This is a genomic window from Nocardioides sp. YIM 152315 (genome assembly GCF_029210375.1).
Taxonomy (GTDB): Bacteria; Actinomycetota; Actinomycetes; order Propionibacteriales; family Nocardioidaceae; genus Nocardioides.
On the sequence record NZ_JARGER010000043.1, the window covers coordinates 157,887 to 177,743 of the forward strand.

Consider the following 19,857-nt stretch of genomic DNA (forward strand, 5'->3'; position numbering starts at 1 on the left):
CCAGGCCGCGGAAGTCCACCCGCCAGTGGGGCGCGTCCCGAAGCGATCACCATCACCCCGAGTTCCAGCGCCACGCCTGGCTCGGTGAGCGAGACGACAAGCGCGAGTAGGCCGTTCGAGGTCATGGACACACCGACAGTGAGCGAGGAGCATGAGTACGCATGTTGGCCCACAGGTCGTCCGAGCGCCTTCTCATGGCGCGGGTCGCCGGGGTGTGTGCACGGGGTCTGGCGCCTCTCGACCTGCTCGCCAGAGTGGCCTCGCTGGTTCGACCCCACGTCCCGTATGTCGCCGCCGGCTGGATCCTCGTCGATCCCGACACCCTGCTGATGAACGGCGTGTACGCGGAACATGTCCCGCGGGAACTGCACCTGTTGCTGATCGAGTGCGAGCTGACCGAGGACGACTTCACGAAGTTCTACGACCTCGCCCGCACGGGGGTGGGCGCGGCATCGCTGAGCGCAGCGACGAACGGCGAGCTGACCCGGAGTACGCGTTGGTCCCGGATCTATCAGCCGCACGGGTACGGCGACGAGTTGCGAGCCGTCTTCGCCTCCGGGAATGCGGTGTGGGGCCACGTCTGCCTGACCCGAGCGACTGACGACCCTTGGTTTGGCGCCGGCGAGGTCGATCTGTTGGCTCGAATCTGCCCCCATGTCGGCAACGGCATCCGCACATCCTTGGCGCTCGCCGGCGCCCCCGACGACGGCGGGGAGGCCGGTCCGGGCTTCGTGGTGCTGACCGACGACGGTCGCGTGGAGTCGGTGAGCCCCGAGGCCCGGAACTGGCTCGGACCCGTCGAGGACGAGTCGCTCGCGACGACCATCGTGTTGCATCAGGTCGCGCAGCAGGTCCGCGCGCTCGCCGAAGGCTGCACGGGCGGTCCCGTTGCGATGGCACGCGTGCGGGCCCGGTCCGGCGATTGGGTCGTTGTCCGCGGTGCACGAATAGGGTCCGATGCGGGCCCCTCCGGGCGGACGGCCCTGGTGCTGGAGCGGGCCAGCCGCTCCGATGTCGCCCCGCTGCTTCTTCGACAGCGCAAGCTCACTCGCCGTGAGCAGGAGGTCACACGGTTGATGCTCGCTGGCCTCCCCACTAGTGAGATCGCCGGCGAGCTGTTCATCTCGCCCGAGACCTTGCGTGGGCACGTGAAGGCCGTCTTTGCGAAGCTGGATGTGAGCTCGCGTCCCGAGTTGGCGGCCCTGCTCTCCCACCAACCTGTCGTGCACCCCGACACCACGGTGTCGTGATGCTCAATCCGACGATGGGACCGAGGCCAGCTCCGCGGTCTCCTGGCTGATTCGACGAGCGACCGCCCGGGCGGTCCGACCCACGTATCGCGTCAGTCCGGGCCGGTACACGTAGCCCACGAAGTGGAGGCCGGGCGTCTGCTCGCTGGCCACACCGTCACGAGGCATCCCATCCTTGTCGAGGACGCCGAGATGTCCGACCAGGGACTCGAGTCCCGGGCAGTAGCCTGCCGCCACGATCACCGAATCGACCTCGATGTGGGCGCCGCCTACGAGCCGAGCACCTTGGGCGTCGAGCCGCGCCACAGCCGGCACGACCTCGATGGTGCCGTCGCGAATCCGGTCGAGCACCTCTGTATCCACGATCGCAGTACCCGCTCCTCGCCGCTTGAGCTGACTGATGGGTCCTTCGGCCGGTCGTGGCAGGCCGTACGGAGCAAGGTCACCGTTCACGACACGTTGCATCGCCAGAAGCATCCGGTCGACCAGTCCGGTCGGAAGATGCAACAACAGCGGGGCCGGCAGATCGCTGGGTAGACCACCGACGACGCGGAGCAGGATGTTGGGAGAGTTGCGCACCGAAAGTCGCACCCGTCGTGCACCTCGCGTGGCGAGCTCGTGCGCGATCTCCAGTCCGGACGACCCGGCGCCGACGACAAGCACGTCGTGGCCGACGAACGGCGTTGCATTGCGATACGAGGCACTATGGATCAGCTCCCCTTGGAAGCCGCTCTCGATCGCCCACTCGGGCACTCTTGGTCGGTTCATGATGCCGGTGGCCACTACGACGTGGGGTGTGCGGCGCTCACCCTTCGAGGTGTGGACGAGCCACTCGTCCCGAGTCCGTTCGATGCGGGTCACCTCGACACGGGTCTCGACGAGCAGGCCGCGGTTGCCGCCATAGTCCTGAAGGTAGGCGACGTACTGATCGCGCGTGGGGAACTGCCCGAAGTCCCGGGGAAACGGAGCGCCAGGCAGCGCCGAGTTCAGCCGGCTGGTGTTGAACCTGAGCGCGTCGTACCGCCCTGCCCACGCTGCTCCGATGGCGTCGCCCCGCTCGAAAACCGTCGTCGGCACGCCAGACGCGACCAGCGCGGCTGCCGTCGCAAGGCCGGCCGGACCACTCCCGACTACCAGAACTCGCTTCCTGTCGTCCATGACCCCTCCATGACCCCGGCCACCTTGCGGACCGGCGTCGACAGCGTCAACCGCTTCGGTGCCGAGGACCACCCCCCAGGTGGGGGGCTTTGATCGGGCACGTCCCCTTCCCGGTACCTGGCCACCGGCACCCGCCGACGGAAGGGCGTCGGCACGAGCCGCGCCCGCTTGGGGGAGGCGTGTCGATGTCAGGTCTGCGAAGGTCGACGATCGTGGTCAGGCGATGTGACAGCGCGAGAGCGGCGCCAGCCGTACACCGCGAGCGCCGCGCATACGACCCCGATGTACCGAGTCCGAGGTCGCCCAATGTGTCGGCGTAGGCGTGCGGCAGCTCGGAGGAGATTCGGAGGAACGCGAAGTACTCCGCGATCTCCCAAGCCACCGCTGCCGTGACGCCGAAGGCGAGGGCTCGCTCCGACGTGGCTGGGAGTGTGGCGTCGACGGGTAGCGTGAGCAGGATGGCGGCGGCCGCGAGCAACCCGGTGTTGACGAAGTGAATCCAGTCGTCGAACCAGACGATGGTGTCGTAGAGGTTCAATCGCTCGGGCCACGGCGGCGTTGTCGCGTAGATGACCGAGATCGGGCGAGAGGAATGCGGTGACCAGGAGCAGCACGAGTCCGCCTTGGCGGCCGCGGTGGGGCGACGAATTCCCTCACGAACTTCGATCCATTGATCGTCGAGCAGCACCGAGGCGGTCACTTGGGAGAAGCCAACCAGTCCGAGCCGGGGCGACGTTCGGTGGTTGGGTCTGTCAACGACGTCAGCGCCGCCTGTACGCGGGCCGTGAAGGGGCGGGGCTGACCGAGTCCCTGGCGAGCACGCGAGCTACGGCTACGTCGGTACTGCTGTGTGCGACGACCGAGACGAGGACGGCCACCGTGACGAGCGCGAAGACGTGCTGGTCGGCATCCATGTCGCTGAACGCGACAATCACGGCATACGCCACGCTGGCGAAGCCCTTCGGGCCGAACCAGGAGACGGCGAGTCGTTCGCGTCGCGTCAGGTCCGTCCCGAACAATGAGCAGTAGGCCGGCAGCGGTCGGGAGACGAGCACGACGGCCAGCGCGAGGACGACTCCGGCCACGCCCGCATCGGTGAAGACCTCGACGTCCAGGAGGGTGGCGAACGCGAGCAGCGCACCCCCCTTGGCGAGCTCGCTGACGAGGTCGCCGGTTCGCCGGAAGGCGTCGGACGCGGCCGGTCGGATCGTGGCGATGGTGGCGCCGGCGATGAACGCGGCGAGGAACTGGTTGGCGTGCAGAAGGTCGCAGGCACCATAGAGGATGAGGGCGACGGCGAGCGGGCCGAGCGGTCGAAGTCCTTCGACGGCGCCGATGCCGGGCAACCGGAGGACCGCGGCGATCGCGACGGGGAGCACCACCCCGAGCGCCACACCCGTCCCGAGCTCGGTGAGCAGCAGCCACGGATCGGTGGTCCAGCTCTCCGGGTCGCCGCCGGCCAGGCCGGCGAGGAGGAGGACGGCGGGCAGGGCGAGTCCGTCGTTGAGGCCGCTCTCGATGTTCAGGGTGTGCCGGACCCGCGGAGGGACGTCATCGCGCCCGACCAGGGCCGAGGCGAACACCGGGTCGGTCGGCGCGAGCACGGCGCCGAGGACGAGCGCCGGCGTCCACGGGAGGCCGGCGATCCAGTGACCGAGGCCGGCAACGATCAGGAACGTGAGCGGCATCCCGATGACCAGCGCCTGGGCCGGCGCTCGCCAGTTGCCGGCGACCACCTTGAGGGGCGCGTGCTGGCCGTCGGTGAACAGGATGGCGAAGAGGGTCACCTCTGCCGCATGCTCGACGTGGATGCTCTCGACCTCGATGAGTCCGAGGCCGAGCGGCCCGGCGATCAGGCCGACGGCCAGGAAGACGGTGCTCGTCGACAGCGGACTCCGGTCCGCCACCGCCGAGGTCAGGACAGCCAGCAGCAGTGCCACGCCGAACACCAGCACGTAGACCGTCATCGAACCGGGAGTACCCGCGATGCCGATCGCGATGCGAGCCCGTGTGCGGAGCCAGGTGGTGGGTACCCGACCGCCCGGACGTCCGAGCCGCGGAAGGGGAGTCGTGCCGCCGCACTGGTTGACCGTCGTGTCCTGGGTGGCCCTGATCGTCGCCTTCGCGTCTGCCGCGTGGGTCCTGGTCGATATCGGTCGCCACCCGCAGCGGATGAGGGTGATGGCGTGGGTCTGGCCGATCACGGCGTTGTACGCCGGCCCGGTCGCCGTGTGGGGGTACCGGCGGTTCGGGCGCCCCGCTAGCCCGGTCTCGTTGCGCGAGCACGGCGCCGAAGAGCCGCCGCCGAAGCCCCGGTGGGCGACCACGTCGGTCGGCGTCAGCCACTGCGGCGCCGGCTGCACTCTGGGTGACATCGTCGCGGAGACTGCGATCTTCGCGCTCGGCATCACGATCGCTGGCCGGGCCTTGTGGGCGGAGTTCGTCGGTGACTACGTCCTAGCAGTCCTGTTGGGCCTGGCCTTCCAGTACTTCGCCATCGCGCCGATGCGTGGGCTCGGCATCCGGGACGGGCTGATCGCAGCAGCGAAGGCCGACCTGCTGTCGCTCACGGCGTTCGAGGTGGGTCTGTTCGCCTGGATGGCGTTCCAGGCCTTGATCCTCTTCCCCGGGCCGCACGCCATCGATGCCTCGACACCGGTGTACTGGTTCGGGATGCAGATCGGCATGTGCCTGGGGTTCCTCACCGCCTACCCAGTCAATGCGTGGCTGATCCGGCGCGGTACCAAGGAAGCCATGTAGGGACGCGAGAACGTCTGCGCTGCGAGACCGACGAACCCTCCTCGCTGGCCGACGTCGAGCCGGCCTGGATGCCGTCCAGGGACGGAGAAGTGCCAGCAACCGGCTCGCTGGGATGGGTGGGACTTCACGTCCGCCGCGACCCGCCGCGAGCGCCAGCGGCCCACCGCCATGGAGCAGGTCCCCGAGTTCCGCGACAGTCACATCTCGCGCGTTGTCCGCGCGCCGGTCCCGGTGATCAGACAGCACACGTGGTGGCGGGGCCTCAGCCGTCTCCGGTGCGTTCCATCAAGTTCTTGACGGCGGCAGTGGTGGCGTCGTCAGCGGGAAAGAACGTCTCGATCGCGATCTCGTCGAGGGTCACGTCGCGCGCCGCACCGAAGACGGTCAACGCGTAGTGGAATGCCAGCTCCCCGTCGTCCGTCGCAAGCCGCATCGGCGCCACGAGATCGTTGTGGGAGACACTGGCGCCAGGCTCGGAAGATGGTGGTACCGGATAGGCCTCGATCTCCGACAGCAGGTCGGCGAGTCCGTCGGCTGCGGTGCGCTCCAGCTGCCGGCGGACTCGTCGCACGGCGTGGGTTCGCCACTCTTCGTAGTTGCGGATGCGCGGTGCCAGCCCCTCAGGATGCAGCGTCGCGCGCAGCACATTGATCGGCGGCTCGAGCAGGTCAGCAGCAAGGTCGTCGAGGAAGAGCCGCATCGCGCGGTTGGCCGACAGCAGCTCCCAGCGGACGTTGACGGCAAGCGCCGGGCTGGGCTCGTGGCCGGCCAGCACCGTCTCGATCGCCGTCCGCGCGACACCGAGGTCGGCGAGCGGCCGCTCCGGGTATGCGGGCGCGAACCCTGCAGCCAGGTGGAGGGCGTTGCGCTCGCGCAAAGGTACGTCGAGCTCGTTGCACAGACGTTCGATCATCTCCCGGCTCGGTCTGGAGCGGCCGGTCTCGATGAAGCTGAGGTGGCGGGCCGAGAGGTCGGCGGCGATCGACAGGTCGAGCTGTGATCGACCGCGTCGGTCGCGCCAGCGTCGCACGAGTTCCCCCACCGACATCTCAGTCGTCACGGTCATGGTGGCCACGTTGCCCGCTCCCCGGTGCGGTCTCAACTACCCGCGAGGTAATCGACAGGAGGCGCTGACGGCCCGAGCGTGGTGCTCATGAACCTGATCGAGATCCGTTGCCCGTGCGGCGCTCTGGATGCAGAGAACCGCGCCCTGCTCGCCGGCGACATCACGGCCGGCCTGGTCGGCGACCACATGGCCGACGACGTTCCCGAAGAGACTCTGGCCAGGGCTCGCGCGATGACCCACGTGGGGTTCTGCCAGCTGGATGATTGGACCACCGGGGCGGGACCGTGGCGGCACGACTCGACGCCACCGTTGTGGATCACGATGACGGTGCCGGAGCTGTGGCGCGAGGAGATGGCAGGCTACGTCATCGGCTGGATCCGGCGGGCGGTGCGACGAATGGATGCTCGGAACGGCTGGAAGCGCTCCATCGGTGACCTGTGGATCAATGTCACCGGCGTCGGCGACGGCAGCATCGGGCTCGACGGCAAGCCGGCGACCTCCGACGATGTGGTCTCGGTGATGAGCGAGGAGTTTCGCGCGAAGGCCGACGCGGGGAAGATCGTGCTGCCCGAGGGAGTCGTCGTGGACCCGATGTGCGGAATGAAGGTGAAGCTCGGTCGTCGGGCGATCACGCTCGAGCACGACGGACGCACGCTCGGCTTCTGCGCGACCAACTGCCGCGACGCCTACGCCCGACGAGAGGGGATCCCGGTGCCCGCGTGAGCCATCGGGCCACGTGGTCCCCGCCGGCCGAGGCGTTTGGCGAAGTGCCGAGTCGTTGCCGACTATTCACTCTGTCTCCTCGGGGAGGAGCTTGGAGTTGCGGTCTGACCTGCGATCTTGGTGGAGCTGAGGGGATTCGAACCCTGACATTCTCATCGAGTCTCCCGCGAATCGCCTTTCGGCGATCCTCGGAGTTCTCCATCGAAGTGACGTTCGGCGTCATGCTGGAGAGCCGGTCGACAACGAAGGAGGAGCGTGATGAGCGCGAGAAACGTCCTGATCTCGGTAGTGATCGACGTCCAGGACGCCGAGAAGGTCGCCCGGTTCTGGGTGGAGGTGCTCGGCTGGCGGATCGTGGAGCGAGGAGACTACGGTGTCTCGATCGGCATCGAGGGTGGTCCCTGCGAGATCGACTTCCGTACCGTGCCGGACGCGCCGAAGAACGAGAAGAATCGAGTACACCTGGACATCACGCCCGTCAGCGGCGACCTCCTTGCCGAACACGACCGACTCATGGCTCTTGGGGCGCGGGAACGCGACGTAGGTCAAGGACAGCGGCGCTGGTATGTCCTGGCCGACCCGGAGGGCAACGAGTTCTGCCTGTGCCCGGCGCCTCCGCGGCCGCCTGTCTCCATCGCTCACCTGGCTGATCGCGAGCCTGATCCTCGGTAACGTCCTGCTCTGCCCCGAACGGTCCGCCGCCCGACGGCTGTCACCCGTCGACAGGGTGGCCACCTCACCACTGGCGCTGCTGGTGCTGGTCGCCGTCGTCGCGGTCACCACCGTGTTCGTCCTCGCTGACGTGATCCTGTTCGCCGTGATCGGTCGCCTCTCGCTGGAGTGCGAGCCGGTGACATTCACCAGTGTCCTGCGTCGTTCGCGGACGACGGTGGCCAAAGCGGTCAGCTGGCAGGGTCTGCTGCTGGTCCCCTACCTCACGATCGTGTTGCCGATCTCGGAATTCGGGTTCTCCTCGGTGCTGACCCAGTACGTCGCGCTGCCCGAGTTCATCAGCGGCGAGCTGCTCAAGACCACCTCGGGGGCTGTCCTCTACGTCGCGGCGATGGGCGTGATCGTCTACTTCATGATGCGCTTCCTGCTCTTTCCCGCCATCGTCTCCGGCGGGGACCACTCGATCGTGGGCTCGCTGCGCGGCAGCTTCCGGATGACCCGCTGGCGGCCGTTGCACGGGATCGGGGCGGTGATGCTGGCGGCGGTGCTGGTCGGCTTCCTCGCCCTGTCGTTGCTGGCCGCGATCGGGCTGTTGCCGGTCGCGCTGGTCGGGACCCACGCCGCCGCCGGGGTCGCGCTGGATCTGTTGGACCTGGCGCGGTTCTTGGTCGTCGGCGCCGTGACGGCCTTCCTCGCGTTCTTCTTCGTCGCCTACGTCCGCCTGGCGCAGGGCGATCCGGTCGAGGTCGCGCCGGCGTACGGGGGCTCGCGGGGCACCCGGGCGGCGTCGGTGACGCTGGTCGTCCCGGCCGGTTTCCTCGCGACTCCCAAGGTGTTGGCCGCGGCCGACGCGGCTGCTCTGACGGCGGAATCCACCCCGGACATCATCGGGCACCGTGGCTACCCGGCGAAGGCAGTGGAGAACAGCATCGCGGGGCTTCGCCGCGCCGCCCGTGCCGGAGCAGACATGGTCGAGACCGACATCCAGGAGACCCGCGACGGTGGCCTCGTGGTGATGCACGACGTCGGACTGGGCAGGTTGACCCAGAGCGACGAGAACGTCTACGAGCTCACCGAGGCCGAGGTCACGTCCCTGACGCTGCGTCAGGACGGTCGCACCGCGTCGATTCCCACCCTGGTCGAGTTCGTCCGCCAGGCCGACAGGCTCGGCGTCCGGCTGCTGGTGGAGGTCAAGCCCCACGGCGGAAGAGCCCGGGCTCGCTCGTCGTGTCACCGACGAACTGGACCGGCTGGATCCCGACCACACCCACATGATCCAGTCGCTGGACCGGGAGCTGATCGAGGAGATCGCCCGCCTCGACCCGGACCACCCCACGGCGTACGTGGTGGGCTTCCAGATCGGCGACCTCCCTGTCACGAGCGCCGGTGGTGCGATCGTGATCGAGGACTGGTCCTTCCACGAACGGATGTTGGTGGAGGCCAAGGAGAAGGGGCGCGATCTGTACGTCTGGACCGTGAACGATCTTGCAGATCAGAGCGATTACCTGGCGCGCGGCGTGGACGGCATCATCACCGACGAAGTCGGCCGAGCAGTCGCAGCCAGGGAGCGGATGGCTTCGGGACCGGTCGGGCTCTACCTCGAGCGCGCCCGCGGGCTGGTCGGCATCGGGCTGGGGCTCGAATGACCGGTGCCTCTGTCGACTCGAGCCACGACCAACGGCATCCCACGCAGACGCGATCGATTGTGTTTCCGATACGGAAACCTTAGAGTTGCCAACATGGAAACTTCTGGTGAGCGCTTCCGGATCGGCCCGGGGGAAGCAGCGGCGTCTCTGGCCGCCGCGAAGGAGAGTCGCCGCATGGCGCAGCGCGCCGACTACCCCGTGTGGTTCTGGCTGGGCTGCGGCGCAGCGCTGGCGCTGGTCCCCCTCTGGATCGGCGAGCCGTGGATGGGCGATGCCTGGGAGCAGGTGCTCCCCCTGGTGTCGCTCTGGCTGGCCCTGGCGACAGGCTGGGCGGCGTACCGGATCCGACGGGTGAGGGAGTCCATCTCGAGCCCGGGTACGAGGTGGCAGTTGCTGGCCGTCCTCGCTCCCGCGGCGGTCGTCATGCTTGCCGGCGGGATCGCCTGGCACTACGACCGGTGGCAGGCGCCAGCGGCACCGCTGGGCACTGCGGCAGCGGTGTTCGTCGTGGTGGTCGGGGTAGGGCTGTGCATCACCGACCGACCATCACGCCGATGAAGTCGGCCAGCCAACGGGATCGGGCCACTCCGGACCTCGACGGGTTCGACCCGGTCATCCATGCCCCGATCAGGCTGAGGCTGTGCGCTGCGCTGGATGCGTCGGACGAGGTGGAGTTCGGTGCCGCGCTGGAGATCCTGGACGTCAGCAAGTCCGTGCTCAGCAAGCACGTCGCCACGCTGGTCTCGGCCGGCTACGTCGAGCAGCGGCGGGCCGTGCGCGACACCCGTCAACGCGTCTGGCTCCGCCTGGCGCCGGCCGGTCGCATCGCCTATCGCGACCACGTCGCTGCGCTCCGCGCCATCGTCCGCGCCGCCCCGGAGACCCCGAGATAGCCCGGGCCAGCAGCACACAAGTGCCAGTTCTTCGGCGCGTCAACCACGCTCACGCCAGATCTGCCAAGGTCGCGACATCGTGGGTGGCGACGAGGCGCGCCGTGAGCATCAGGGGTAGTGCTCTGACCAGCGGGTTTGGTGGAGCTGAGGGGATTCGAACCCCTGACCTTCTCTTCCCAGCAGGGGCGCTGAAGCACCGCCACACTCTTCGGACAGACTCCCCCAAACTCGGTCGATCTAGCGTCAACCTCCAAGCTGGGTTGGACTTCGTGATCTCAACCTACCTCATCCCTCGGGCATACCATCGAGCTCTCGGGGCGCCTCGAGGACTCTGAAGTGCCGAGTAAGTGCCGACAGATTCCGGAGCACGCGAGGAGGTCCGTCGGTCGTCCTGTCTCGCGACACCATCGTCACATCGCCGCGTTTGCCGCGAACTCCGGTGACATCCGTGCCGGTTGGCTCCGCTGTAGTAACTGATCTGGATGCAACGCACCAGCGGGACAAGGCGACGCGTCGCGCCACGATCACCTACCCGTGGATTTCCTGAATCTTGAAGTCCTTGGGGCTGATCGCCACTAGGAACTCGGCGACGTCGCGTCGCCATAGGATTTGACGGAAGGACTGCATGCCCGCACCAAACCACTCTGGGCTTGCGACCACGAGCAGGTTCCCATCCAGGATGGACTCCGACGGCAGCGGAAGCGCGTCCATCCCGACGGGCATCCAACGCGTGGTGCCGCATGCTGTGCACGTCGTCGACGACACTTCGTGAATCTGCCCAATGAGGCGTTCAAGGTCGGCCGATCTGAAGCACGGCCCCGTCGATGACTCGATGACGATCTGGCTCGCTCCGATAGTTCCTGAGCGGTCGAGACAACCGAGCGAAGTTCCACCCCGAAAGCGACGCTGCGCCTCCTCGGCCAGGTCCTGCGCCAAGCAGTAGACGTCGAACTGCCAGTTTGGAACCCAGCCACCTTCGATCCTCAGGCCCTTGCGCTGAAGCATGATCGAGCCAGTTTGCGCGTGCTTCGGTATGCCACAATCACGACACCACCCGTCTTCTCCGGACATTGGGGTGAGGCCCCACGAATCTTCGGGCCACGGCCAACCGCGGTTCCGGCGGAGGACGATCTCGACATAGTCGGTCATCCGATCCCTAAAGCCTAGTCTTCGGGGTCGCGGACCCGGACGCGCGCAGCCTCCAGCATCGAGCGATCCTCAGCATCGAGTTGCTCGGTCAGCAGGGCTTCGAGTGCCGACTCCAGATTCCAGAGCACCCGTTGCTCGGCTTGGTCCTCGAACTCTGCAGGCTGGCCAGATCCTGTCCGTGCCAGCCACTCGAAAAGCACCAGCGCTTGATCCCGAGACAGCTCGATTGAGATCTCGTCAGCCACCACCAAGACCCCCGTGCGCAAGGACGTTCGCCATCTGGGCTGGGCTCAGTCGCCAGCCGCTGACGAACTCTCCGCCCCGAGGGATGACGTTCAGCCCGGTCGATGGGTCGAGATAATCCGTCACCGCGCCCCCTGTAGGTGCCATGGATTCCTCGCGTCCCAGCCGCGCTGATGTGCTGGTTAATCGCTGCGCTGAACTCGGCCGCGGTCGGCCTACTGCGGTTGCCAGCGACACCGAAGTCACGTTGCCACTTAAAGTCGATGTCTCGCCTCAGTTGACCTGCGGCAGTTTTCTCAATCGCATTGGTCATCGGATTCTCATCGTGCCGAATATGACTCGGGAGTACTCACGAAACCTCGGGTCAACACCAGTCACGGTACTGCGCAACACGAGTTAGGCAAAGGCCGCTATTTCAAGAGGACCGCTGAGCGCGTCCGCGGCGCGTCCGCTACAACCGGGCCCTTGCTTCGGCCAGCAGCATCTCAATCGCGTCGATGGGCACGTCGGAAAGAAACACATTCACGGTTTGGCGGCCTGTCTCGTCGTCCTCGAATACCTCCGCCACTCGAGTTCCGTCCTCAAGAGCGAGTTCGATCGCCATCCCCTCGCGATCACCGACGGAACTAGCCAAGAGGAGGCGATAACCCTCGATCATGACAACGGCTCCAAGAACCCCATGAATGTCCCGTCATTGCCCATTCGAATACCTCGTCCCGATGCGTCCCAAATGTTTGTGACGTTATCAAGTACCTCGGTTGTGCTCGCCGGATCCGTCAAAATCTCGTCCAGCACTCGCATCCCCTGTTCGTTTCGTGCGACAGCAGTCCCACTCGACATGTTGCCAAATACACTGCCCTGGCGGCCCGAGTGCTTCTGAAGAGCTCGTCCCGCTCTCGTCAGTCCGTTGCGATCGATCACCTCGGCGGCAGTCCGAATGTCGGAGGCGCCAAACTTCCCGAAGGTCTCTGCGACCTTCGTAGCTTCAGCAACTCTATCCGCGTTCCTGAAAGCGTCGACCACCTTGGTGACCTTTGCGAGTTTCCCGAAAGGAAGGATCCCGAGGATTTCCACACCGCAACTGACGGTCGCGGCCTGGCAAGAGTCTGGGTCGAAGACAGCGATGCGCAGAGCCGTCTCGAGCGTGTTGTCCCAGGTCTCGGGGTGGGTGTCGTAGTAGCCGCTGATGATGTCGCCTGCGTCGACCCATTCGCCGTGAACCGTCATCATCGTGTCATTGCGGTTACCGAGCTGGTAATCGTTGTTCACCGACGTGGCGAGGTTGAGGTAGGTCTGTTCGGTGTCAGCTGGGTCGGCCGCCGGCAGGGTTCTGTCCGGGCCGGGGGTCGGCGGACCACCCGCGGGGTTGTCGGTGTAGGTGCAGGTTCCCATCCCCACGCAGGCGGCAGCCATGCCGGAGGGGTCGCTGAGGTTGATCGGGTTGCTGTTCGCGTAGGTGTACCCGTTAACCGAGAGCGGGTCACCGGTGTCGAGCAGAGGGTCCGTGGAGATGAACTGAACCGTCACGGGTTCTCTGCCGCTCTCATGCGGGGTGCGGCTCTCGGCTGAGGGCAGCGTAGTGGTCCTGCTCGTACTCGTCTGGGGTGAGCATCCCAAGGGATCCGTGCAGGCGTCGGTGGTTGTACCAGTCGACCCAGCCGGCGGTGGCGTACTCGACGTCGGCGAGGGTCTTGTAGGGGCCGTCGTGGAAGACGGTCGTGGCGATGCACTCGGTCTTGAACAGGCCGATGATCGACTCCATCAGGGCGTTGTCGTAGGCGTCCCCCACGGTCCCGATCGACGGCGCAATGCCCTCGAGCTCGAGGTGTTCGGTGTAGCGCAGCGAGGTGTACTGGCTGCCCGCGTCGCTGTGGCAGATCAGGACACCGGGCTGGACGGGTCGCCCGTTGCGGTCGCGGTCCCACATCGCGATCCGAAGCGGCGTCAAGACCAGATCGGTGCGCTTGTCGCTGGCGACGTGCCAGCCGATGATCCGTTGGGCGAAGACGTCGACGACGAACGCGGCGTAGACGAACCCGGCCCAGGTCCTGCAGTAGGTGAAGTCGGTGACCCAACGGGTGTTGGGTGCCGGTGCAGTGAAGTCGCGGTCCAGCAGGTCGCCTGCGCGATGGCCGTCCTTGGCCGGGATCGTCGTACGGAGCCGCCTGCCGCGGCGGACCCCATTCATGCCCAGGTTTCATGTCCAGGTCGCGCATCAGGCGATCTACGGTGCAAAACGCCACGTCGTACCCTTGTCGGCGCAGCCAGTGGGTCATCTTGCGGCGACCGTAGAGCCCTTCGGGGCTGCCCTGGGCGTCCAGCAACGCGTCGATCACCACGGCATCGGTCAGGGTCCTGGCCGCGACCGGGCGGCTGGCCTGCTTCCAGGCCCGGTAGGTCCGCGCGGCGACCTTGCAGCCGTGCTCGGTGAGCACCCGGCAGGTCGACTCGACCGCGTGGTCTTGGGCTCTCATGTCGTCGATGAACGCCATGATCACCGGTTGCGGGGGTCGAGCTCCCCGGCGAAGAAAACCGTGGCCGCCTTGAGGATCTCGTTGTCCTCGCGCAGCTTCTTCACCTCGGCCTTCAGACGCCGGATCTCAGCGTTGTCGTCGCTGGTCGTCCCCGGACGGGCGCCGGCGTTGATGTCGGACTGCACCAGCCACCGGCGAGCGGTCTCACGACCCACACCGACCTTCTTCGCCACCGCCTCAGCCAACGCGGTGTCCGAGGGATAGTCCTGCCGGTGCTCGGCGAACATCCGTAGCGCCCGCTCCTTCACAGCGGGATCGATCTTCTTCGGCATGTGCACATCCTCCTGCGACTCAAACAGGAGCGGCATCAAACCCGTGACGGTTCAGCAGCCCGGCAGGTTTACCGGTGGTCTGGTTCCCGGCGGGGTTGCCGGTGGGGTGGTGTTCGATGTCGGCGAGGGCGAGGGCGGCGAGCTCGCTGCGGCGCAGGGCGCCGGCGTAGCCGAGCAGGATGATCGCGGCGTCGCGGGCGTCACCGGGTCGGTCGGGGTCGAGGCGGGCGAGGATCTGGTGCAGCTCGGCCACGGTGAGCGGGCGGGCCTGGCGCCGGGGTGCAGTGCCGTAGGTGCGGCGCAGCCCGGCGCGGACCTGGCGGACGGACTCGTGGGCGACCGGGTCGGGGTGGCCGTGGATGCGGTGGGTGTGCCGGATCGCGGAGCAGCACACGTCGAGCGACACGACGGCGGTACCGCCGGCGGCCCGCTCGGCCAGGTACGCGCACAGCGCGCCGGGGTCGCCGGGCAGCGAGACCAGGCCGCGGGCGGTGCACCAGCGCTCCCAGACTCCCCACAGCCGGGCATAGAGCGCGCGCGTGCTCGGCGCCCGGGCGGCCACGAACGCGGCGGCGACCCGCTGCGCGTCGGCCTCGGTCAGCCCGGACAGGCCGGACAGGTCAGCCAGGCCGGACTGGTCGGACAGGGACTGGTTCGTTTCCTGGGCATGGCTCATGCCGGATACGTAGCGGCCCATCGCCCCGGGGACTGGCTGGCCAGGCCGAGGTCGGCTGTAACCAGCGAGTTTGTGCCGACACATTGCGCTCAGATCGATGCGCAGGACGAAGACTAGGCCGCTTGCCCGAATGTGTCGGCGCTCGATGCAATCCTGAGGTTGTGGCAGGACACATCCGGCCCAACCGCGCCGGGCAACAGCCCGACGGAGAGGTCGTCCCCATGTCGTTGACCACCGAGCAGGCATCGCAGAATCGGATCGTGCGCCCAGTTTGAACCGTCGGTCCAAGTGCGTGCCCTACGGCGACGACGTCCCGCGTCGCGGGCGGGTCAACGCCACGAGCAGCAGACTGGAAGCAACGGATACAGCACCAAGCGCAGACACGATCAACGGCATGACTTCTGCCCCCCAGTTCTGAATCGCGACGCCCACCAACCATGGCGAGAACGCCATGCCAGAGAAAGCCGCCGCGACCACGTACGCGAAGCGGTTGCCATGAGCGTGGCCGGTAGTCGCAAGCCACGTGAGTCCGTTCGGGAAGATCGGGCCCATGAAGAAGCCGGCGATGAGCAGACCTAGCGCGGCCATCTCCGGCTGCGTTGCCAGGAGCGTCCCGGCGAGCATTCCGAGACAACTTCCACACACGAGCAATGGCGTCGACACGTACCGAGCTAGCGCGGCTGCGCCGAACCGCCCGACGACCAGCGCAAGCCAATACAACGACGTCAGGAGGGCCGCCGTCCGCGCATCGTGACCGAGCGATCGGAGCAGCGTCGGCTCCCAAGTGCCGATACCAGTCTGGACTGCGAAGTGGCTGATGTAGAGGACAAGGAATCCCGCCATCACCCAGACGCCGAGCGAGCGGACACGGCGGGATCTCGCGCCCACCTCAACCACCCCAACCACCTGATCCGCCGTAGCGTCACCGGGAGCATCGACGAACCATCTGAGCGACAGCCATCCGTAGAGTCCCAGTACGCCGATGGCCACGAACACCAACTGGTAGTGCTCTGGCCCGACCAGTGCCACGGCTGCGGGCGCTGCGACCGTTCCGACGCCGAAGAATCCGTGAGCGACATTGACCAGGGCCGGCCCGCGTGCGCCCATCCGTCGGATCAGCAGTTGCGTTGCCAGGATGTCGCAACCACCCACACCCACGCCCGCAATGAATGCAGCGAAGAGGGTCAGCGACCAGAAGGGAACGACGGCAATGGCGACGGCACCCGCCACAATCAGCATCGACAACGCGCTTAGCGCCGTGCGCGCCCCTTTGCGGCGAGCCAAGGAGGGTGCGATCAGGACGCCCATCACGGCACCGACCGACTGGATCGCGAGTGTCGCCCCGGCAGCGGCACTGGTTACGCCGAACACGGCTTTGAACCCGAGAATGCTCGGCCCATAGATCGCGGTCATGGCACCCAGCGCCGCCATCGTGACGATGAGGCCAGTAACGACTGCCGGCTTTAGCGGCTCCGGCGCTTCCGTGCTGTTCGGTCCTGCCGCGGCTGCCTGTTGCGACGTCGGGCGTCCATCCGACCGTTGCGTGAATCGACTCATGTCAGCCCACAGCTCGCGCTTGAATAGCCCGGCGGCACTCAGCGCAGCCGTCAGTGAGGGCGTCATCGAAATTGAGTGTCCAGAAGTATTGCCATGTCACGGCCGAGCGCCCGCAGGCGGTCTGATAACTCCCGACCTGACGGGCATGCCACGCCCCGTGGGGAACTAGCGAGGGAGAGTCGTCGGGAGCTCTGACCGCATGGGGGGACGTCACTAGGTAAGACGGCCAGTCGTGACGCGCTGGCGTCTGCAACGCCACTCCCTCCCGTTGTACGACGATTCTCGCCGGATGTTTTGTCATCGGTACTCCCACTGACACGCTGACACGCACATTCAGCCCACCTCTTTTCGCTGAGTGCTCGCCGGCACCTGCGCGCTGCCCGAGAGCAGGATCGCCATCGTCACTGCGTCGCGTCCGGCGAGCTCATGCAGCTGAAGGCGGCAGGAGAAGCCGTCCGCCAGGACCAGCGCTTCCGGTGCCTCGCGGACGGCAGGGAGTAGGTCGTGCTCGGCGACTGCCACTGAAACCTCGTAGTGGCCAGCTTCGACCCCGAAGTTGCCTGCGAGTCCGCAGCATCCGCCCAACGTCTGGACGGTCGCGCCTGTTCGTCGGAGTAGCTCGGCGTCGCTGTCCCACCCGAGGACTGACGAGTGGTGACAGTGTGGCTGCGCGACAAGGGTGGTCCCGGACAGGTCTGGTGGTGACCAGTTCGGGGCTTGTAGAAGTGCCTCTGCGAGCGTGGACATTGAGCGCACCACGTCCGACGTTCGCGGATCGTCTCCAATGAGCTCGAGGGCATCACTTCTCCACGTAGCGAGGCACGATGGTTCCAGGCCGACGATTCGGATCCTCTGCGCGGCGAACGGGTGCAGTACATCCAGTGATGCCAAGAGCTGGCGGCGGGCGGCTTCGCGTTGACCTGTCGAGATCCACGTCAGCCCGCAGCAAGCCTTTTCACGGATGACAGTCGGCGCATACCCGGCACCTTGAAGGGTAGTGACGAGGGCCGAGACGGAATCGCCTTCGAACGAGTCGGAGAACGAGTCGACCCAGATGGCGATAGGAGTTCCTTCCATGGCTGGCACAACCACGGAGGAGCGTCGAGGGGATGAAGCGAAACGTGGCAAGCCTCGACGTTGATCGATGCCAGCTAGCCATCTGATGGGATAGGCAAACAGGCGCATCCCTGCGAATCGATTCACGACCGGGCCGAGTCGAAGGGCAGTCACGAGGCGTGCCCATCTCGGCAGCCAACCCAGCGCGTAGTGAGCTCGGGGCCGGAGGCGTCGGCGATAGCGCTCCTCCGTTGCGATGGACTTGTACGTGGCCATGTCAACCCCGGTCGGGCAGTCGCGGGAGCAGCCCTTGCAAGACAGACAAAGATCGAGTGCTTCTGCCACCTCCGGCGAACGCCAAGACTCCACGACTTCACCGTTGACTAGCTCTTGGAGAAGGCGAGCGCGGCCGCGGGTTGAGTCCTTCTCTGCACCGGTGGCTTGATAGGACGGACACATCACGCGCCCGGCACTCGTGCCGTTCACCAGGCACTTGCCAACGCCCGAGCATCGGTGAACCTCCGCCGCGAACTCCGGATGCAAGAGGGCAAGCGGACTCGACAAGGAACTGGGTGCACGAAGCGCCGTTCCCAAGGGTTCAGGGTCAACGATGATGCCCGGGTTCAGGATGTTGTCGGGGTCAAAGATGGCCTTAACAGCGGCCATCAACTGCAGAGCTTCTGCTGAGTACATCTGCCCCAGGACGGCCGACCTTGCCCGCCCGTCGCCGTGCTCACCAGACATCGAGCCGCCGTATCGCGCGACGAGTCGGGCGGCGTCTTCAACGAACGACCGGTAGCGGTCTGCGCCATCGGTGCTCGTCAATGGGAAGTCGATGCGGCAATGAACGCAGCCCTCGCCGAAGTGACCGTATGGGAGGGCATGCATGTCGTGCTTGCCGAGGAGGTCCTCGAACTCTCGGAGGTAGGCGCCAAGTGCTTCGGGAGGTACCGCCGCGTCCTCCCAGCCACCGTACGCGGGTGCGTCGAGGCTTTGCTCTGCGAGGCCAGCGCCGTCCGCCCGGACTCGCCAAATGGCCGCGGCGATTGCCGGATCCTCGACTGCCCATCCTTCGAGCGTCCGGCTAGCGGCGATGAGGTTGGCAGCTTGCTTGTTGAGGACATCGAGGTCATCGCCGACCAGCTCTACGAACATCCAGGCGTCCCCATCTGGGAGCGGCGGCAGCGCTGCAGAACCCTGTCGACGTCGAACGACATCGACGATTCGTCGGTCGAGGCCTTCAGCGGCGACAGCCCCGGCGGTCGCTAGTAGAGGTGCGTCATCCGCGGCATCGGGCATGCTCGAGTAGCCGAGGACTACGGTCAGTTTGTGCGGGGCATCCTCTACGAGTCGAACCGTCGCCTCAGTCACGACTGCGAGGGTTCCCTCGGTCCCAGCGAGGAAGCGAGCGACATTGAACCCGTTCTCCGGAAGTAGGTGTTCCAGCGAGTAGCCGGAGACCTGGCGGCTGAATCGGCCGAACTCCGTTCGGATGAGGGCGAGGTTGTCCATCACCAAGCGTCGGAGCGACGCGAGCAGGGGGGACCCCGCACCGTCGCCAGAGTCGTCGAGAACTAGCAGCTCGCCGGTTCCCGCGATCGCCCGCAGAGCGACGATGTTGTCGGCTGTGCGGCCGTACCCGAGCGCTCGAGGACCACACGCATTGTTGCCGATCATGCCTCCGACTGTGCACCGGTCGCTCGTCGAAGGATCAGGGCCGAACCGCAAACCGAACCCAGCTGCCTGCCTTTGAAGATCGGCTTGCACCACTCCGGGTTCGATCGTGGCGGTCTTGGCGTCCGCGTCGATCGTGACGACGTTCGTCATGTGACGAGTGAAGTCGACGATGAGCCCTGGACCGATCGCGTTGCCAGCGCAAGAGGTTCCCGTTCCACGCGGGGTGACGGCGACCCGGATGGTCCGGCACCACTCAAGAGTGCGTGCGACGGCCATTTCGTCCTGCGGATAGGCGATCGCCTCAGGGACGATCCGGTGCAGGCCCGCGTCGCTGGCGTACAGCGACCGGGTGAGCCGCGACCTGTCGAGATCCGTCTCGATCATCTCAAGCCCGGTCCAGTCGACAACGTGCCCGTTCCGCTGCGGTCTAACCCGCGACCGCTCCATCACATTCTCCTCATCCATCGATAGCGCCCCCTCCAGGCCCGAGCTCCGGGTTGGCGCAGCGACATGCGTGGGCGGCGC

General features: G+C 66.7%; 19 protein-coding genes and 1 pseudogene. 7 read left to right on the top strand and 13 right to left on the bottom strand.

All coding sequences use genetic code 11. The features are described 5' to 3' along the window. Positions 1–194: 194 nt before the first annotated feature. The gene (locus PZ894_RS19655; RefSeq protein WP_275747419.1) at positions 195–1,250 is read left to right on the top strand and encodes a helix-turn-helix transcriptional regulator; all 1,056 of its coding nucleotides are present in this window, start codon (positions 195–197) and stop codon (positions 1,248–1,250) included. Between the two features lie 3 nt (positions 1,251–1,253). On the opposite strand, the gene PZ894_RS19660 is transcribed toward PZ894_RS19655, so the two are convergent. The 3 genes from PZ894_RS19660 to PZ894_RS19670 form a co-directional block, all read right to left on the bottom strand. Further along, on the bottom strand, positions 1,254–2,408 hold the full coding sequence (locus PZ894_RS19660; RefSeq protein WP_275747420.1) for an NAD(P)/FAD-dependent oxidoreductase: 1,155 nt from the start codon (positions 2,406–2,408) through the stop codon (positions 1,254–1,256). A 46-nt stretch (positions 2,409–2,454) separates the two neighbouring features. Continuing rightward, a complete protein-coding gene (locus PZ894_RS19665; RefSeq protein ID WP_275747421.1) occupies positions 2,455–3,108 on the bottom strand; it encodes a hypothetical protein in 654 nt (217 codons plus the stop codon). A gap of 61 nt (positions 3,109–3,169) precedes the next feature. Then, positions 3,170–4,375, bottom strand: coding sequence for a cation:proton antiporter (locus PZ894_RS19670; RefSeq protein ID WP_275747422.1), 1,206 nt, complete (start codon positions 4,373–4,375; stop codon positions 3,170–3,172). A gap of 136 nt (positions 4,376–4,511) precedes the next feature. Here PZ894_RS19670 and PZ894_RS19675 point away from each other — a divergent pair, with 136 nt between their 5' ends. Continuing rightward, a complete protein-coding gene (locus tag PZ894_RS19675; RefSeq protein ID WP_275747424.1) occupies positions 4,512–5,168 on the top strand; it encodes a DUF4396 domain-containing protein in 657 nt (218 codons plus the stop codon). Between the two features lie 262 nt (positions 5,169–5,430). Here the strand turns inward: PZ894_RS19675 and PZ894_RS19680 are convergent, their stop codons facing one another. Beyond that, the gene (locus PZ894_RS19680) at positions 5,431–6,234 is read right to left on the bottom strand and encodes a helix-turn-helix transcriptional regulator (RefSeq protein WP_275748041.1); all 804 of its coding nucleotides are present in this window, start codon (positions 6,232–6,234) and stop codon (positions 5,431–5,433) included. A gap of 87 nt (positions 6,235–6,321) precedes the next feature. On the opposite strand from PZ894_RS19680, the gene PZ894_RS19685 reads away from it, so the two are divergent. Next, positions 6,322–6,957 carry a hypothetical protein gene (locus PZ894_RS19685; protein ID WP_275747425.1) on the top strand — a complete coding sequence of 212 codons (636 nt, stop codon included), beginning with the start codon at positions 6,322–6,324 and terminating at the stop codon, positions 6,955–6,957. Between the two features lie 258 nt (positions 6,958–7,215). After that, positions 7,216–7,629: a VOC family protein gene (locus PZ894_RS19690; RefSeq protein WP_275747427.1), complete on the top strand. Its 414-nt coding sequence runs from the start codon at positions 7,216–7,218 to the stop codon at positions 7,627–7,629. Positions 7,630–7,693: 64 nt separating this feature from the next. Here the strand turns inward: PZ894_RS19690 and PZ894_RS19695 are convergent, their stop codons facing one another. Further along, entirely contained in the window at positions 7,694–8,830 is a 1,137-nt protein-coding gene (locus PZ894_RS19695) for a hypothetical protein (protein WP_275747429.1), read from the bottom strand. 70 nt (positions 8,831–8,900) lie between these two features. Here PZ894_RS19695 and PZ894_RS19700 point away from each other — a divergent pair, with 70 nt between their 5' ends. From PZ894_RS19700 to PZ894_RS19710, 3 genes are all read left to right on the top strand, one after another. Further along, entirely contained in the window at positions 8,901–9,275 is a 375-nt protein-coding gene (locus PZ894_RS19700; protein ID WP_275747431.1) for a glycerophosphodiester phosphodiesterase family protein, read from the top strand. A 93-nt stretch (positions 9,276–9,368) separates the two neighbouring features. Next, positions 9,369–9,833, top strand: a complete 465-nt coding sequence (locus PZ894_RS19705) for a hypothetical protein (protein WP_275747433.1) — start codon at positions 9,369–9,371, stop codon at positions 9,831–9,833. Further along, the gene (locus PZ894_RS19710; protein ID WP_275747435.1) at positions 9,830–10,168 is read left to right on the top strand and encodes a transcriptional regulator; all 339 of its coding nucleotides are present in this window, start codon (positions 9,830–9,832) and stop codon (positions 10,166–10,168) included. Before PZ894_RS19705 ends, PZ894_RS19710 begins: the two co-directional genes overlap by 4 nt. Before the next feature lie 528 nt (positions 10,169–10,696). On the opposite strand, the gene PZ894_RS19715 is transcribed toward PZ894_RS19710, so the two are convergent. From PZ894_RS19715 to PZ894_RS19750, 8 genes and pseudogenes are all read right to left on the bottom strand, one after another. Further along, positions 10,697–11,317, bottom strand: coding sequence for a hypothetical protein (locus PZ894_RS19715; protein ID WP_275747436.1), 621 nt, complete (start codon positions 11,315–11,317; stop codon positions 10,697–10,699). Between the two features lie 14 nt (positions 11,318–11,331). Continuing rightward, entirely contained in the window at positions 11,332–11,562 is a 231-nt protein-coding gene (locus tag PZ894_RS19720; RefSeq protein ID WP_275747437.1) for a hypothetical protein, read from the bottom strand. Between the two features lie 449 nt (positions 11,563–12,011). Then, a complete protein-coding gene (locus PZ894_RS19725) occupies positions 12,012–12,218 on the bottom strand; it encodes a hypothetical protein (RefSeq protein WP_275747438.1) in 207 nt (68 codons plus the stop codon). Further along, positions 12,215–13,087 carry a hypothetical protein gene (locus PZ894_RS19730; RefSeq protein ID WP_275747440.1) on the bottom strand — a complete coding sequence of 291 codons (873 nt, stop codon included), beginning with the start codon at positions 13,085–13,087 and terminating at the stop codon, positions 12,215–12,217. The genes PZ894_RS19725 and PZ894_RS19730 overlap by 4 nt, the downstream gene beginning before the upstream one ends. Before the next feature lie 16 nt (positions 13,088–13,103). Next, positions 13,104–14,366: pseudogene (locus PZ894_RS19735) on the bottom strand (IS3 family transposase). A 19-nt stretch (positions 14,367–14,385) separates the two neighbouring features. Continuing rightward, positions 14,386–15,042: a hypothetical protein gene (locus PZ894_RS19740; protein WP_275747441.1), complete on the bottom strand. Its 657-nt coding sequence runs from the start codon at positions 15,040–15,042 to the stop codon at positions 14,386–14,388. A gap of 297 nt (positions 15,043–15,339) precedes the next feature. Beyond that, entirely contained in the window at positions 15,340–16,665 is a 1,326-nt protein-coding gene (locus tag PZ894_RS19745) for an MFS transporter (protein WP_275747443.1), read from the bottom strand. Positions 16,666–16,932: 267 nt separating this feature from the next. Beyond that, positions 16,933–19,797, bottom strand: a complete 2,865-nt coding sequence (locus PZ894_RS19750; RefSeq protein ID WP_275747445.1) for an FAD-binding and (Fe-S)-binding domain-containing protein — start codon at positions 19,795–19,797, stop codon at positions 16,933–16,935. Positions 19,798–19,857 lie beyond the last annotated feature (60 nt).